This window comes from Pseudomonas sp. FP2196, from assembly GCF_030687715.1.
Taxonomy (GTDB): domain Bacteria; phylum Pseudomonadota; class Gammaproteobacteria; order Pseudomonadales; family Pseudomonadaceae; genus Aquipseudomonas.
On record NZ_CP117445.1, the window covers coordinates 3,864,243 to 3,880,457 of the forward strand.

Below are 16,215 nucleotides of genomic sequence, written 5' to 3' on the forward strand. Positions count from 1 at the left end.
TGAGTGACTCAGAAACCTGTGGGAGCTTGCCTGCAAGCGAAAGCGGTAGATCAGGTGCCAAAAAAAACGGCACCTCGCGGTGCCGTTTGCCTTTCACATTTCAGCGTTTACTTACGCGCATCCGCCCACGATTTCAGCAGTTCGTTGTAGCTCACCGTCTCGCCCTTCGGCTTCTCGTTAGCCAGTTTCGGTTTCGGTGCACCCGGCTGATCAAACCAGTATTGCGCGTCGCGTTCCGGGTTCATTTTCGGTGCGCAAGTGGCTTGGGCCTTGGAGCGTTCGAGGCGCGTCATGATCGCGTCCTGATCTTTCGCCAGGCCATCCAGCGCCTGTTGCGGAGTCTTCTCGCCGCTGGCCGCTTCAGCAATGTGGCTCCACCACAGTTGCGCCAGACGCGGATAGTCCGGCACGTTGGTCCCGGTCGGGGTCCATTGCACGCGGGCCGGGCTGCGGTAAAACTCGACCAGACCACCGAGTTTCGGCGCCAGATCGGTCATCGCCTGCGAGTTGATGTCCGACTCACGAATCGGCGTCAGGCCAACGATGGTTTTCTTCAGCGACACGGTTTTCGAAGTCACGAACTGCGCGTACAGCCACGCCGCGAGTTTCTGTTTCTCAGGCGTGGACTTCATGAACGTCCACGAACCCACGTCCTGATAACCGAGCTTCATGCCCTCTTCCCAATACGGCCCGCGCGGTGACGGTGCCATGCGCCATTTCGGCGTGCCGTCGGCGTTGACCACCGGCAGGCCCGGTTTGGTCATGTCGGCGGTGAAGGCGGTGTACCAGAAAATCTGCTGGGCAATGTTGCCCTGCGATGGCACCGGCCCCGACTCGGAGAAGGTCATGCCCGCCGCTTCCGGTGGCGCGTAGGCCTTGAGCCAGTCGACGTATTTGGTCGTGGCAAACACTGCCGCCGGGCCGTTGGTGTCGCCGCCACGGGTCACGCTGGAGCCGACCGGGTGGCAATCCTCGACGCGAATCCCCCATTCATCCACCGGCAAACCGTTGGGGATTCCCTTGTCGCCGCCACCGGCCATGGAGAACCAGGCATCGGTGAAGCGCCAGCCCAGCGACGGGTCTTTCTTGCCGTAGTCCATGTGCCCGTAGACGCGCTTGCCGTCGATTTCCTTGACGTCTTCGCTGAAGAATTTGGCGATGTCTTCATAGGCCGACCAGTTCACCGGCACACCCAATTCGTAGCCGTACTTTTCCTTGAACTTGGCTTTCAGATCCGCCCGTTCGAACCAGTCGGCGCGGAACCAGTACAGGTTGGCGAACTGCTGGTCAGGCAGTTGATAAATCTTGCCGTCCGGCGCAGTGGTGAACGAGATGCCGATGAAGTCCTTGAGGTCGAGGGTCGGCGAGGTGAAGTTCTTGCCTTCGTTGGCCATCAGATCAGTGATCGATTCGGTCTTGCCGTAGCGAAAGTGCGTGCCGATCAGGTCCGAGTCGTTGACCCAGCCGTCATAGATATTCTTGTCGGACTGCATCACCGTCTGCATTTTTTCCACCACGTCGCCTTCTTGCAGCAAGTCGTGGGTGAGCTTGATCCCGGTGATTTCGCTGAAGGCCTTGGCCAGCACCTTGGACTCGTATTCGTGAGTGGTCAGGGTTTCCGAAACCACCTTGATGTTCATCCCGCGAAACGGCTCGGCGGCCTTGATGAACCACTTCAATTCTTCCAACTGCTGTTCAGCCGTCAGGGTCGACGGTTTGAATTCGCTGCCGATCCACTTTTTCGCGGCGTCTTCGTAGGCATCGGCCCAGGCAGATGCGCTCAAACCGCTGAGTGCCAGCATGGCTGCCAATGAAATGCTATGTCGCAGCTTATTGTTTTTGTCGAACATAGAGACCTCCTGTTTAAGTTGTGGAGCTGAGTCTTTACACGAGCCCGCCGAGCGAACTTTGTAAAGAACCTAACCCCAACGCATCACAGCCAACAGCCACACCAGGGACAACGCGGACGCGACCCAGATGCTCCAGTCGGTGGCGCCGATTACCAGCAGATGCAGGTAGGCGCTGCCGAGAAGACCGATAAACAAGCGATCGCCACGGGTGGTGGCAATCGGCAGAAAACCTCGCCGCAGGATGCTCGGCGAGCGCAGCTCCCACGTCGTCATCCCCGCCAGGATCAGGCCAATGACGATAAAGAATGCGGCTGTGGGTGTCGTCCAACTCATCCATTCCATCATCAGCTCCTCAGACCCGACCGAGGGCAAAGCCCTTGGCCACGTGGTTGCGAACAAACCAGATCACCAGCATGCCCGGCAGAATGGTCAACACCCCCGCCGCCGCCAGCACGCCCCAGTCGATACCCGAAGCCGAGACCGTGCGGGTCATCACGGCGGCAATCGGCTTGGCGTTTACCGAGGTCAGCGTGCGCGCCAGCAGCAGCTCGACCCAGGAAAACATGAAGCAGAAAAACGCCGTGACGCCGATGCCGGAGCCGATCAACGGGATGAAAATCTTCACGAAGAACTTGGGGAAACTGTAGCCATCAATGTAGGCGGTTTCGTCGATTTCCTTCGGCACGCCAGACATGAAGCCTTCCAGAATCCACACCGCCAACGGCACGTTGAACAGGCAGTGCGCCAATGCCACGGCAATGTGCGTGTCAAACAGGCCAATCGACGAATACAACTGGAAGAACGGCAGCAAGAACACCGCCGGCGGCGCCATGCGGTTGGTCAGCAGCCAGAAAAACAAGTGCTTGTCGCCGAGAAAACGATAGCGCGAAAACGCATACGCCGCCGGTAACGCCACGCTCAGGGAAATCACCGTGTTCAGGCTGACGTAGTACAGCGAGTTCAGATAACCGGTGTACCAGCTCGGATCGGTGAAGATCACCTTGTAGTTCGCCAGCGTGAAGTCCTGTGGGAAAAGCGTAAGGCCACCGAGGATTTCGGTGTTGCTCTTGAAGGACATGTTCAGCAGCCAGTAGATCGGCACCAGCAGGAACAGGATGTAGACCAGCAACGGAATAAGCTTTCTTTTGCTCATGGCCGGGCCTCAGCGGTTGGCGTCGGAGTGCGTCATGGCGGTGTAGAACAGCCAGGACACCAACAGGATGATCAGGAAGTACACCAGCGAGAAAGCCGCTGCTGGACCCAGGTCGAATTGGCCTACGGCCATTTGCGTCAACGTCTGACTCAAGAAGGTCGTGGCATTACCCGGCCCGCCGCCGGTGAGCACGAACGGCTCGGTGTAGATCATGAAGCTGTCCATGAAGCGCAGCATCACCGCGATCAGCAGCACGCTCTTCAACTTGGGCAACTGAATATGGCGAAACACTGCCCACGCAGAGGCTCGATCGATGCGTGCAGCCTGGTAATAGACATCAGGAATCGCACGCAACCCGGAGAAACACAGCAGCGCCACCAGCGAGGTCCAGTGCCAGACGTCCATCACCAGCACCGTGACCCACGCGTCCATGGTGTTGGCCGCGTAGTTGTAGCTGATGCCCATGGCGTTGAGGCTCGAACCGAGCAGGCCAATATCGGCGCGGCCAAAGATCTGCCAAATGGTGCCTACCACGTTCCACGGGATCAGCAGCGGAATCGCCAGAATGATCAGCACCAGTGACGACCAGCGGCCCTTGGTCGGCATGGTCAGGGCGACGGCAATGCCCAGCGGGATTTCGATCAACAATACACAGGCCGAGTAGATGAACTGGCGCAGTAAAGAATCGTGCAGGCGCGGATCAAGCAGCACTTGCTTGTACCAGTCGGCGCCGACGAAGTAGCGGCTGGACTGGTCGAAGATGTCCTGCACCGAATAGTTGACCACGGTCATCATCGGGATCACCGCACTGAACGCCACCAGCAGAAACACTGGCAATACCAGCCACCAGGCCTTGTTGTTCTGCACCTTGTTCATGGCTGCACCTCGTTTTCTTCAGGGGCTTCGAGCAGAAACTCATCGGCATAGACCATCAGCCACTGCGCCGGAAAACTGATGTAGGCGGTGCCCTGCGGCACTGGTTTGTCTTCGGCCAGACGCACTTTCAACGGCGCACCGTCGAGGTCGAGGGTCATGATCTTGTAGGTGCCGAGGTCTTCGACGTGTACGACCTTGGCCTGCATCGCGTCGTCAAACGGCTCGTCCCACACATGAATGAATTCCGGGCGGATACCGACCTTCAGATTTTTCCACTGGCCGTGTTCGATATGTCGCTGCATAGCGTCGGACAATGGCAGGTGCGTGGAGGCGAAACCGACACCGCCGGGCTGCGGCTGAACTTCGATCAGGTTCATGCCGGGGCTGCCGATGAAATAGCCGACAAAGGTGTGGCTCGGCCGCTCGAACAATTCCCGTGGCGTGCCGAACTGAACGATCTGACCGCCGTACATCACCGCGATCTTGTCGGCGAAGGTCGAGGCTTCCAGTTGATCGTGGGTGACGTAGACCATGGTGATGTTGAACTGCTCGTGAATCTGCTTGAGCTTGCGCCGCAGTTTCCACTTCAGGTGCGGGTCGATCACCGTCAGCGGTTCATCGAAGAGGATCGCCGAGACGTCATCGCGCACCAGACCACGGCCCATGGAGACTTTCTGTTTTTCATCGGCGGTGAGGTTGCGGGCTTTTTTGCTCAGCAGGTTTTGCAGGTCGAGAACTTCGGCAATTTCCTGCACTTTGCTGTGCACTTTCGCCTCGGCCATGCCCTGATTGCGCAGGGGAAACGCGAGGTTATCGAACACGGTCATGGTGTCGTAGACCACCGGAAACTGGAAAACCTGAGCGATGTTGCGCTTCTCCGGCGTCAGGTCGTTGACCGCTTTGCCATCGAACAGCACATGGCCTTGCGAGGGGCTGAGCAGGCCGGAAATGATGTTGAGCAAGGTCGACTTGCCGCACCCGGACGGCCCGAGCAACGCATAAGCACCGCCCTGCTCCCAGACGTGATCCATCTCGCGGATCGCGTAATCCTCCGCGCCGCCCGGGGTTTTGCTGTAGCTGTGGGCGAGGTGTTGCAAACGGATTTCGGCCATCAGGCAACCCTCGCGACACGCAGGCCCGGTGCTTGCACCAGACGGCCCTGCGCATCGAAAACAAACAGTTTATGGGTCGGGATATAGATGCGGATCGGCGCATCGACGTCGTATTCGTGAACACCCGGCAAGTGCAGCACCAGCAGGAAATGCTCGTTGCGCACGTGCAGGAAGGTTTCCGAACCGCTGATCTCGGCGACTTCGACGGTCACTGCCAGTTCCAGATCGTCATCGTTGCTCGGCACCAGCGAGATATGGCTGGGGCGCACGCCAAAGCGGAACTCGCCCTCGCCCACCGGGCGCAGATCGACGTTCAACGGGAAGTGGACGAAGTTGGCGAAGCTGACTTCGTTGCCGGCAATTCGTCCCGGCATCAGGTTGATGGGCGGTTCGGAGAACAACTCGGCGGCCAGCACGGTTTGCGGCTGGTGGTAAACCGAGGTCGACGGGCCGCTCTGGATCACCCGGCCTTCATGAAGAATGGTCGTGGTGCCGCCCAGCGCCAACGCTTCGTTGGGTTCGGTGGTGGCGTAAATCGCAATGGTGTGGCGCAGCTTGAACAGCTCGCGCATTTCCTGGCGCAGTTCTTCGCGCAGTTTGTAATCGAGGTTGACCAGCGGCTCATCGAACAGGATCAGCTCAGCATCCTTGACCAGCGCCCGGGCCATGGCCGTACGTTGCTGCTGTCCGCCGGAGAGTTCCAGCGGATAGCGCTGCAGAAACTTCTCGATGCGCAGCATCTTCGCCGTTTCCTGCACCTTGCTGTGGATGATCTCTTTCGACACACCGGCCTGGCGCAACGGCGAGGCGATGTTCTCGAACACGGTCATGGTCGGGTAGTTGATGAACTGCTGATAGACCATCGACACGTTGCGCAAACGCACCGGACGTTGGGTGACGTCGACGCCGTTCATCAGGATGCGGCCGCTGTCGGGCTTGTCCAGACCGGCCATCAGGCGCATCAGGCTGGTCTTGCCGGACAGCGTGCGACCGAGCAAAACGTTGAAGGAACCGGGTTCGAATTTCAGGCACGCATCGTCGATCCAGGTCTGGCCTTCGACGGTACGGCAGACGTGCTCCAGGGTGAGTGACATGGCTCGGCCTTTTTATTATTGGAGTCAAGCGACCTGTGCACTGGAGCGACTTTCGTGCCAGAAATGGCAAGTGGTTGATTTGTGGTGAAAATCGCTGAAACGGCGGGGAAAAGGCGTTCAGAGCTGAACACATTTGAACAACTGGGCGATTGACAATGAACAATAGTGAACAACACTCTATGCACTCTTCGCGCAACCCCGAATGCAAACGGAATTGCCTGCGAACGCAACATCGCCACCTGTAGGAGCTGCCGAAGGCTGCGATCTTTTGATCTTGTTTTTTAACAAGCAACGTCAAAAGATCGCAGCCTTCGGCAGCTCCTACAGGGGATCGCATAACAATAATAAAAATGTTGTTTCAGAGGCTGACCCACCATGGCCGCACCTGCCCCGCCGCTGTCCCACGACGCGATCATCCAGAGTTCCTGGCAACGTTGCCGCGCGTTCGGTCTCGACCATCAAAGCGCCCCGGCCTTCGATCAACTGCCCGCCGCCGGCATTGCGCAATTGCTCGACAGTCAGCACTCGCTGGTGCAGACCACCCATCAGGAAGTGCTGCCCTACTACGAGAATATCCTCAGCAATTCCAATTGCCTGATCATGCTCGCCGACCATCAGGGCCAGGTGCTGACGTCGTGGGGTACGCAACGGTTTATCGAGCCGAATCTGGCGCGGGGCTTTCAACCCGGCGCGAGCTGGATGGAGCGCTGCAGCGGCACCAATGCCATCGGCACTGCACTGGCCTGCGAGCAGGCGGTGCATATCGAGCACGACGAGCATTTCCTCAAGGCCAACCGCTTCATGACCGGTTCCGCCGCACCGATTTTCGACGCCGAGCGCAAGGTCATCGCGGTGCTCGATGTGTCCAGCGACAGCTACCTGCCGCCCTCCCACACCTTGGGCATGGTCAAGATGATGAGCCAGACCGTGGAGAACCGGCTGATCCTCAACCTGTTCCACGGCCAGCACTTTCAACTGACCTTCAACACCGGGTTGAACAACCTCGACAGCCAATGGGCCGGGCTATTGATTTTTGATGAGAGCGGTCAGGTGCTGTCGGCCAATCGCCGGGCCGACAATCTATTGGGATTGCGCTTGTCGCGGGTCAGCGTCGAGAGCTTGTTCAAGGTGTCATTGTTGGAGTTGATCAATCAGCCGGACGGTTTGCCGTTCGCCTTGCAGACGTCCGGACGTAACCGCTTTCAGTGCTTGTTGAAGCGGCCTAAACAGGCACCGATTCAGGCGCGGGTGTTTGCGACTGAACCTAAACCCGTCGCTGCAACCGCGATCAGCCTCAACACCCTGCACTTTGGCGACAGTCGGGTGGAAAAAGCCGTACGACAGGCCGAACGACTGCTGGAGAAAGACATCCCGCTGTTGATCCATGGCGAGACCGGCGTTGGCAAAGAGGTGTTCGTCAAAGCCTTGCATCAGGCCAGTTCGCGCAGTAAGCAGGCCTTCATCGCCGTCAACTGTGCGGCGATCCCCGCTGAACTGGTGGAGTCAGAGCTATTTGGTTACGAGAAAGGCGCGTTCACTGGCGCTAACCAGAAAGGCAGCATCGGCCTGATCCGCAAGGCCGACAAAGGCACGCTGTTCCTCGATGAAATCGGCGATATGCCGTTACCTACCCAGGCTCGGCTGTTGCGGGTTTTGCAGGAGCGCTGCGTGCAACCGGTCGGTAGCAGCGAATTATTCCCGGTGGATCTGCGGATCATCTCGGCGACGAACCGCTCGCTGCGGGAACAGGTGCAACTGGGGCGTTTCCGCGAGGATTTGTATTACCGCATCGGTGGCTTGACCCTGGAGTTGCCGCCCTTGAGAGAGCGCAGTGACAAAGAGGCGTTGTTTAAACGGCTCTGGGAACAGCATCGCGAGCCAACGCAGTGGGCGGGGTTGAGCCGTGAAGTGCTGGAGTTGTTCGACAAGCATCCGTGGCCGGGGAATCTGCGTCAGGTCAGCAGCGTGATGCAGGTGGCGCTGGCGATGGCTGAGGAGCAACCGGTGCGACCGGAACATTTGCCGGATGATTTTTTTGTCGATCTGGAGATGGAGCCGGTTGAGAGTGCGCAGCCGCTGGGGCTGGATTTGAATGATGTTGAAGCGTTGAACCGGGAGTTGAAGGCGGCTGGGGGGAATATTTCGCACTTGGCGCGTCGGTTGGGGGTTAGTCGCAATACGCTTTATAAGCGGTTGCGGCAGTTGGGGGATTGAAAGCGCAGATCAAAAGATCGCAGCCTTCGGCAGCTCCTACACGCTGTACGCAATGCCACTCCAGGAGCTGCGAAGGCTGCGATCTTTTGACTCTAAATCCACGCAATCACTGGCACGTCGACTCTACCTGTGTCGCTGACGCTAAACCGAGCGTACGCAACCCAATCAACACAACCGCCATCATCATCACCCCGGCACCAATCGCCACCCCGAACCCCGCACGCGCGCCATAAGCATCAATCACCGGCCCCGTGAGCATGCCGCCCAGCGCTACGCCAATGCTGATGCCAGTGGTCATCCACGTCAGCCCTTCTGTCATCCTGGACGCAGGGATGATGATCGTCCCCAGTTTCATCACCACAACCATGGTGGGCGCAAACGATATGCCGGCGATAAACAGCATCGCTGACAGGACATAAACATCTGTTGAGAAAACCGGCAGTACGCCGGTGACGGCCGTGACTAATATCCCGATAAAGAACTGTTTTTCGATTGGCAGGGAAACCCGCAATGCACCGAACGTCAGGCCCGCCACCAGCGAGCCCAACGCATAGGCGGCGAGGATAAAGGTGGCAGACGCTGGCCAGCCTTGCGCATTGGCGAACGCCACAACGGCGACATCGATTGCTCCGCCAATGACCCCCATTGCCAACAGCGCCAGCACGATGGTGCGAACGCCGGGAATCAGCAAGGTGGAACCGGTGTGGCTCTTGTGGCCCAAGACCACTTTCGGTTCGGTCTGGCGCTGCAGGAGAAAAGCCGTTACTCCGATGACCAGCAGCGCCACCGCCACAAGCGGCCCGGCTTCGGCGAAAAAGCTCACACTCAAACCGATCGCCAGTGGCGGGCCGATGATGTAGGCGAGTTCGGTCAGCACCGTATCCAGGGAGAACGCCGTATGCAGCTGAGGCTTGCCACGGAACAACTGTGTCCAGCGTGCCCTGATCATGGACGGCATGCTCGGCATCGTCCCCGCCAGCGCGGCAAGTACGAAGAACACTGCGGCGGGAGCCCTGATGTAGACGGCGAAGATCAGCGCCAGCAGCATGACCACGCTGAACGCCGTGACGATGGGCAGCACGCGACTCTGGCCATGCTGATCAACGAGTTTCGAGATGCGCGGGCCGAGCAGCGCATTGGCCAGGGTAAACGTGCCGGCGACTGCGCCGGCCAGCCAGTACACGCCTGTTTGCTGGACCAGCATGGTGATGATGCCAATGCCGATCATTGCTTGTGGCAGTCGGGCAATAGAGCTCGCGAGCACTAACCCGGTGGCGCCGGGGGTCGTTAGCAGTTCGCGATAGTGATTAGCCATGATTTCTCCCTTTATTCGTCGCTGGCCAGCATCCCGCTGCATGCGCGCAGCCAGTGTTGACCGCGTCCGACATCAAGACCTACGCGGACTGCAAAAGCAACCTTGGCTAAGCAGCAGAAAAACAAAAACCCGCACAAGGCGGGTTTTGTTTTGATCGTTCCCACGCAGAGCGTGGGAACGATCATCACGGCAGGTTTTGTCTGTAACCGGTAAGGCGATCAGTCAGCCAGACGCCAGGTCGTGCCGCCCTTGCCATCTTCCAGCACCACGCCCATGGCGGTGAGCTGGTCACGAATACGGTCAGACTCAGCCCAGTCCTTACCGGCCCGTGCCGCCAGACGCGCTGCAATCAGCGCATCAACTTGCGCCGCATCGACACGCCCTTCAGCGCCCGCCTGGAGGAAATCGTCGGCCTCAAGCTGCAACACGCCCAACACACTGGCCAGTTCTTTCAGACGTGCCGCCAGACCGGCCGCTGCATTGAGATCGCTCTCACGCAGACGGTTGATCTCACGCACCATCTCGAACAGCACCGCGCAGGCTTCCGGCGTACCGAAGTCGTCGTTCATTACCGTGGTGAAACGCTCGACGAACGCTTCGCCGCCGGCCGGCGCCACGTTCGGCAGGCCTTTCAACGCGTGGTAGAAACGCTCGAGTGCGCCTTTGGCGTCCTTGAGGTTGTCTTCCGAGTAGTTGATCGCGCTGCGGTAGTGGCTCGACACCAGCAGGTAACGCACGACTTCCGGGTGGTACTTGTCGAGCACGTCGCGAATGGTGAAGAAGTTGTTCAAGGACTTGGACATCTTCTCGCCATTGATTCGGATCATGCCGCAATGCATCCACGCGTTGGCGTAGGTCTTGCCGGTGGCCGCTTCGCTCTGGGCGATTTCGTTTTCGTGGTGCGGGAATTCCAGATCGCTGCCGCCGCCATGAATGTCGAAAGTCTCACCCAGGCAGCAGGTCGACATCACCGAGCACTCGATGTGCCAGCCCGGACGCCCGGCGCCCCACGGCGATTCCCAGCTTGGCTCGCCCGGTTTGACGCCTTTCCACAGGACGAAGTCCAGCGGATCTTCCTTCGCTTCGTCGACCTCGATCCGCGCACCGATGCGCAAGTCTTCGATCTTCTTGCGCGACAGCTTGCCATAGCCCATGAACTTGCCGACGCGGTAGTACACGTCGCCATTGCCCGGGGCGTAGGCGAAACCCTTGTCGATCAGGGTCTGGATCATCGCGTGCATGCCCGGAATGTGATCCGTGGCGCGCGGTTCCATGTCCGGCTTCTTGATGTTCAGGCGCGCTTCGTCTTCGTGCATCGCGGCGATCATGCGCTCGGTCAACGCTTCGAACGACTCGCCGTTCTCGTTGGCCCGGTTGATGATCTTGTCGTCGATGTCGGTGATGTTACGCACATAGGTCAGGTTGTAACCGCTGAACCGCAACCAGCGGGTCACCAGGTCGAACGCGACCATGCTGCGGCCGTGGCCCAGGTGGCAGTAGTCGTACACGGTCATCCCGCAGACGTACATGCGCACGTTGTTGCCATCGAGCGGCTTGAAGACTTCTTTGCTCTTGGTGAGCGTGTTGTAGATCGTCAGCACGTTAATTTCCTTGACGCTAAATCACTGGCCCCACGAATCACGCAGGGTCACGGTACGGTTGAATACCGGCTGACCTGGTTTCGAGTCCTTGATGTCCGCGACGAAGTAGCCTTCGCGCTCGAACTGGAAACGGTCTTCCGGCTGTGCATTGCCAAGCGATGGCTCAGCACGACAACCGGTCAGCACTTGCAGTGAGTCAGGGTTGATGTTGTCGAGGAAACTGGCGCTGTCTTCAGCCTTCTCCGGATTCGGAGAACGGAACAGACGATCGTACAGACGCACTTCGCACTCGATGCTGGCAGCGGCCGGCACCCAGTGGACCACACCTTTGACCTTGCGGCCTTCAGGGTTTTTACCAAGGGTTTCCGGGTCGTACGAGCAACGCAGTTCGACGATGTTGCCGTCGGCGTCCTTGATCGCTTCGTCGGCACGGATCACGTAGCTGCCGCGCAGACGTACTTCGCCATTCGGCTCCAGGCGCTTGTAGCCCTTTGGCGGTTCTTCCATGAAGTCATCGCGGTCGATGTAGATTTCACGGGCGAACGGCAGCTTGCGCACGCCGAGTTCTTCTTTCTGCGGATGACGCGGCAGTTCGAGGTTCTCGACCTGGTCTTCCGGGTAGTTAGTGATCACGACTTTCAACGGACGCAGCACGCACATGGCGCGCGGGGCGTTCGCGTCCAGGTCCTGACGGATGCTGAACTCGAGCATGCCGAAGTCGACCACGCCATCGGAACGGTTGGTGCCGATCATGTCGCAGAAGTTGCGGATCGAAGCCGGCGTGTAGCCACGGCGGCGGAAGCCAGACAGCGTGGACATGCGCGGATCATCCCAGCCATGGACGTGCTTCTCGTCCACAAGCTGCTTGAGCTTGCGCTTGCTGGTGATGGTGTAGTTGAGGTTCAGGCGGCTGAACTCGTACTGACGCGGGTGCGCCGGCACTGGCAAGGCGTCGAGGAACCACTCGTACAGTGGACGATGGCTTTCGAATTCCAGGGTGCAGATCGAGTGGGTGATGCCTTCGATGGCGTCCGACTGACCGTGGGTGAAGTCGTAGTTCGGGTAGATGCACCACTTGTCACCGGTCTGATGGTGATGAGCGTGGCGGATGCGGTACATGATCGGGTCGCGCAGGTTCATGTTCGGCGAGGCCATATCGATCTTCGCGCGCAGCACGCGGGCGCCGTCCGGGAACTCACCGGCACGCATGCGGGCGAACCAGTCGAGGTTCTCTTCAACCGAACGGTCGCGGAACGGGCTGTTCTTGCCCGGCTCGGTCAGGCTGCCACGGTATTCCTTGGCTTGCTCAGGGGTCAGGTCGTCGACGTAAGCCTTGCCGGCCTTGATCAGCTCAACGGCCCAGTCGTGCAACTGGTCAAAATACTGCGAGGCGTAGCGCACTTCGCCGGACCATTCGAAGCCCAGCCATTTGACGTCGCTTTCGATCGCGTCGATGTATTCCTGGTCTTCCTTGGCCGGGTTGGTGTCGTCGAAACGCAGATGCGTGACGCCGCCGAACTCCTGGGCCAGGCCGAAGTTCACGCAGATCGACTTGGCGTGGCCGATGTGCAGGTAGCCGTTGGGCTCAGGCGGGAAACGGGTGACGATCTGTGTGTGCTTGCCCGAGTCCAGGTCTGCCTGGATGATCGGCCGCAGGAAGTTGACCGGCACGGCGGGGCCGGACTTGGCATTCGAGGTAGGGTCGACAGTGGGCTTGCTCATAGGATCCTTGACTTACATGTGCGCGGCCGCAAAGAGGGGCCAGACAAAACAAAGCCGCTATCATAGCCGATGCTGTCAAGGGGCTGACAGAGCAGGCCCTATAAAGGAACGCATTTAATCGCCGGGAATTGAAAAACAGCCTCGAAATTCGCGCCTGTCACGCTAAACTGCGCACCTTGGCCGAAGCAGGCTGAACCGGTTTTGGGACTCAATGTCCGATAACCACGAATTCCTTATAAAGAGTAGCGATCATGACTCAAGTTAAATTGACCACCAATCATGGCGACATCGTCATCGAACTGAACGCTGAAAAGGCGCCGATCACCGTCGCCAACTTCATCGAGTACGTCAAAGCCGGTCACTACGAAAACACTGTTTTCCACCGTGTCATCGGTAACTTCATGATCCAGGGCGGCGGTTTCGAGCCAGGCATGAAGGAAAAGAAAGACAAGCGCCCAAGCATCCAGAACGAAGCGGACAACGGCCTGCCGAACGAGAAGTACACCGTCGCCATGGCCCGCACCATGGAGCCGCATTCGGCTTCCGCGCAGTTCTTCATCAACGTGGCTGACAACAGCTTCCTGAACCACAGCGCCAAGACCACCCAGGGTTGGGGTTACGCCGTGTTCGGTAAAGTGACCGCCGGTACCGACGTTGTCGACAAGATCAAAGGTGTTTCGACCACTTCCAAGGCCGGCCACCAGGACGTACCAGCAGACGACGTGATCATCGAGAAAGCCGAGATCATCGAAGCGTGATATTGCTGATTTCAGACTTGCATCTGGAAGAGGAGCGCCCGGACATTACCCGGGCGTTTCTGGATTTGCTCGCCGGACGCGCCCGCTCGGCGAGTGCGTTGTATATTCTGGGCGACTTCTTCGAGGCGTGGATTGGCGACGACGCCATGACGCCCTTCCAGCGCTCCATCTGCCAGGCCCTGCGCGAATTGAGCGACAGCGGCACGGCCATTTTTCTGATGCACGGCAATCGCGACTTCATGCTCGGCAAGGCCTTCTGCAAACAGGCCGGCTGCACATTATTGAAGGACCCGAGTGTCGTGCAGTTTTACGGCGAGCCGGTGCTGTTGATGCACGGCGACAGCCTCTGCACCCGCGACGTCGGCTATATGAAGCTGCGTCGTTACCTGCGTAATCCGATCACCCTGTTTATCTTGCGGAACCTGCCTTTAAGCACCCGGCATAAACTGGCGCGCAAACTGCGCAGCGAGAGCCGCGCGCAGGTGCGGATGAAGGCCAATGACATTGTCGATGTCACGCCGGAAGAGATTCCGCGGATCATGCAGGAATTTGGCGTTAAAACCCTGATTCACGGGCACACCCATCGCCCCGCGATCCATAAGCTGCAGCTCGGTGAGCAAGCGGCGAAGCGGATTGTGCTGGGGGATTGGGATCGTCAGGGGTGGGCGTTGCAGGTGGATGAGAGCGGCTATGCCTTGGCGCCGTTCGACTTCGCCCCGCCTCCACAACTGGCAGCGCCGGCTAACTGACGAAACACACAACCAATGTAGGAGTGAGCCTGCTCGCGATGGCGATATCACCTTCAACATCTCTGTTGACGGATACACCGCTATCGCGAGCAGGCTCACTCCTACAGATCAGTGACCGCTGGCGGCCGGCCCCGCCTTGGCAGCAAACGGCGGCTTCGCCAGCCACACGATCAGAATCAACCCCATAAATCCCCACCCCAGCAACGTGAAGTAATCCACGGTGGAAAGCATGTACGCCTGGCTGGTCAAAATCTGATCCATCTGTGCATAAGCCGATTGGCTCGCACCGCCTAAATGATTCAAGGTCTCGCGAGTCGCCGGTTCGAAGGTGCTGATGCTTTCACTCATGTACGCATGATGCTGGTCTGCCCGGCGAATCCAGATCCAAGTGGTCAACGACGCGGCAAAGCTGCCGCCCAACGTCCGCAAGAACGTCGCAAGGCCCGCACCGTCGGCAATCTGGCTCGGCGGCAAGTCCGACATCAGAATGCTCAAGGTCGGCATAAAGAACAGCGCCACACCAATGCCCATGAACAGTTGCACCAGAGCGATGTGCTGGAAGTCCACTTCATTGGTGAACCCGGCGCGCATGAAGCAGCTCAGGCCAATCGCCAGAAACGCCAGCCCGGCCAGCAAGCGCAGGTCGAACTTGTTCGCGTACTTGCCGACAAACGGCGACAGCAGCACCGGCAGAATGCCGATCGGCGCCACAGCCAGACCCGCCCAGGTTGCGGTGTAACCCATTTGCGTCTGCAACCACTGCGGCAGGATCAGATTGATGCCGAAGAATCCGGCGTAACCCAACACCAGCACCAGCGTGCCGATACGGAAGTTGCGATGGGCGAACAGCCGCAGATTCACCACAGGATGCTGGTCGGTCATTTCCCAGATAACGAACACCGCCAGCGCGATCACCGAAATCGCTGCGCCGATGATGATGAAGTTCGATTCGAACCAGTCCAGGTCATTGCCCTTGTCGAGGATCACCTGCAACGCGCCGACGCCAATGATCAGCGTGATCAGACCGACGTAGTCCATCGGCTGACGACTGGTTTCCACCGGACGTTTGGCCAGTTGCGAACGCACGACCATCACCGCAAAGATCCCGATCGGCACGTTGATGAAGAAGATCCACGGCCAGCTGTAACTGTCAGTGATCCAGCCTCCGAGAATGGGGCCTGCAATCGGCGCAACCACCGTGACCATGGCGAGCAACGCCAAAGCCATCCCCCGTTTCGCGGGGGGATAAACGGCGATCAACAGGGTTTGCGTCATCGGGTACAGCGGCCCGGCCACCAGGCCTTGCAACACGCGAAAGCCGATCAGTTCGGGCATCGACGTCGAAATACCGCAGAGAAACGAGGCCAGCACAAACAAAATCGTGGCCCAGAGAAACAGCTTCACCTCGCCGAAGCGCCGGCTCAACCAACCAGTCAACGGCAGCGCAATCGCGTTACTCACGGCAAACGAGGTGATCACCCAGGTGCCCTGCTCCGAACTCACCCCAAGGTTGCCGGAAATCGTCGGCAACGCCACGTTGGCAATGGTGGTGTCGAGCACTTGCATGAACGTCGCCAGCGACAGGCCGATGGTGCTGAGCAACAGGCTGGGCGGCGTGAAAGAGGCGTTATTGCTCATTGTGAATCCTATGAAACCTGATTAGCGCCGCATCTGTTACAGATGCAACTGCCCTTTGTGGGAGCGAGCCTGCTCGCGAAAGCGGTGTGTCAGACCACTTCTGTGTTGAATGTCAGGCAGCATTCGCGAGCAG

General features: G+C 58.9%; 13 protein-coding genes. 3 read left to right on the top strand and 10 right to left on the bottom strand.

Features of this window, described 5'->3' with window-relative positions:
• Positions 1–107: 107 nt before the first annotated feature.
• The 6 genes from PSH79_RS17265 to PSH79_RS17290 form a co-directional block, all read right to left on the bottom strand.
• Positions 108–1,850 (bottom strand): ABC transporter substrate-binding protein, encoded by a 1,743-nt coding sequence (locus PSH79_RS17265; protein WP_305438624.1) that lies wholly within the window; start codon positions 1,848–1,850, stop codon positions 108–110.
• Positions 1,851–1,919: 69 nt separating this feature from the next.
• Complete coding sequence (locus PSH79_RS17270) at positions 1,920–2,192, bottom strand: DUF2160 domain-containing protein (protein ID WP_095189651.1); 273 nt, start codon at positions 2,190–2,192, stop codon at positions 1,920–1,922.
• A 10-nt stretch (positions 2,193–2,202) separates the two neighbouring features.
• Entirely contained in the window at positions 2,203–3,003 is an 801-nt protein-coding gene (locus tag PSH79_RS17275) for a carbohydrate ABC transporter permease (protein WP_003192012.1), read from the bottom strand.
• 9 nt (positions 3,004–3,012) lie between these two features.
• On the bottom strand, positions 3,013–3,879 hold the full coding sequence (locus PSH79_RS17280) for a carbohydrate ABC transporter permease (protein WP_095189650.1): 867 nt from the start codon (positions 3,877–3,879) through the stop codon (positions 3,013–3,015).
• Positions 3,876–4,991, bottom strand: a complete 1,116-nt coding sequence (locus PSH79_RS17285; protein WP_305438625.1) for an ABC transporter ATP-binding protein — start codon at positions 4,989–4,991, stop codon at positions 3,876–3,878. The genes PSH79_RS17280 and PSH79_RS17285 overlap by 4 nt, the downstream gene beginning before the upstream one ends.
• Complete coding sequence (locus PSH79_RS17290) at positions 4,991–6,085, bottom strand: ABC transporter ATP-binding protein (protein WP_305438626.1); 1,095 nt, start codon at positions 6,083–6,085, stop codon at positions 4,991–4,993. The genes PSH79_RS17285 and PSH79_RS17290 overlap by 1 nt, the downstream gene beginning before the upstream one ends.
• A 375-nt stretch (positions 6,086–6,460) precedes the next feature.
• Between PSH79_RS17290 and PSH79_RS17295 the strand changes: the two genes are divergently transcribed.
• Entirely contained in the window at positions 6,461–8,299 is a 1,839-nt protein-coding gene (locus PSH79_RS17295) for a sigma-54-dependent Fis family transcriptional regulator (RefSeq protein WP_305438627.1), read from the top strand.
• Positions 8,300–8,405: 106 nt separating this feature from the next.
• Here the strand turns inward: PSH79_RS17295 and PSH79_RS17300 are convergent, their stop codons facing one another.
• The 3 genes from PSH79_RS17300 to PSH79_RS17310 all read right to left on the bottom strand — a co-directional run bounded on the left by PSH79_RS17300 (position 8,406) and on the right by PSH79_RS17310 (position 12,937).
• Positions 8,406–9,614 carry an MFS transporter gene (locus PSH79_RS17300; RefSeq protein WP_305438628.1) on the bottom strand — a complete coding sequence of 403 codons (1,209 nt, stop codon included), beginning with the start codon at positions 9,612–9,614 and terminating at the stop codon, positions 8,406–8,408.
• 218 nt (positions 9,615–9,832) lie between these two features.
• The gene (gene cysS, locus PSH79_RS17305; RefSeq protein WP_305438629.1) at positions 9,833–11,215 is read right to left on the bottom strand and encodes a cysteine--tRNA ligase; all 1,383 of its coding nucleotides are present in this window, start codon (positions 11,213–11,215) and stop codon (positions 9,833–9,835) included.
• A gap of 21 nt (positions 11,216–11,236) precedes the next feature.
• Entirely contained in the window at positions 11,237–12,937 is a 1,701-nt protein-coding gene (locus PSH79_RS17310; RefSeq protein ID WP_305438630.1) for a glutamine--tRNA ligase/YqeY domain fusion protein, read from the bottom strand.
• A 251-nt stretch (positions 12,938–13,188) separates the two neighbouring features.
• Between PSH79_RS17310 and PSH79_RS17315 the strand changes: the two genes are divergently transcribed.
• Both PSH79_RS17315 and lpxH read left to right on the top strand, forming a co-directional pair.
• On the top strand, positions 13,189–13,695 hold the full coding sequence (locus tag PSH79_RS17315) for a peptidylprolyl isomerase (protein WP_305438631.1): 507 nt from the start codon (positions 13,189–13,191) through the stop codon (positions 13,693–13,695).
• The gene (gene lpxH / locus PSH79_RS17320) at positions 13,692–14,444 is read left to right on the top strand and encodes a UDP-2,3-diacylglucosamine diphosphatase (protein ID WP_305438632.1); all 753 of its coding nucleotides are present in this window, start codon (positions 13,692–13,694) and stop codon (positions 14,442–14,444) included. The genes PSH79_RS17315 and lpxH overlap by 4 nt, the downstream gene beginning before the upstream one ends.
• A gap of 108 nt (positions 14,445–14,552) precedes the next feature.
• On the opposite strand, the gene PSH79_RS17325 is transcribed toward lpxH, so the two are convergent.
• Positions 14,553–16,082 (bottom strand): DHA2 family efflux MFS transporter permease subunit, encoded by a 1,530-nt coding sequence (locus PSH79_RS17325; RefSeq protein WP_064389289.1) that lies wholly within the window; start codon positions 16,080–16,082, stop codon positions 14,553–14,555.
• Between the last annotated feature and the right edge of the window lie 133 nt (positions 16,083–16,215).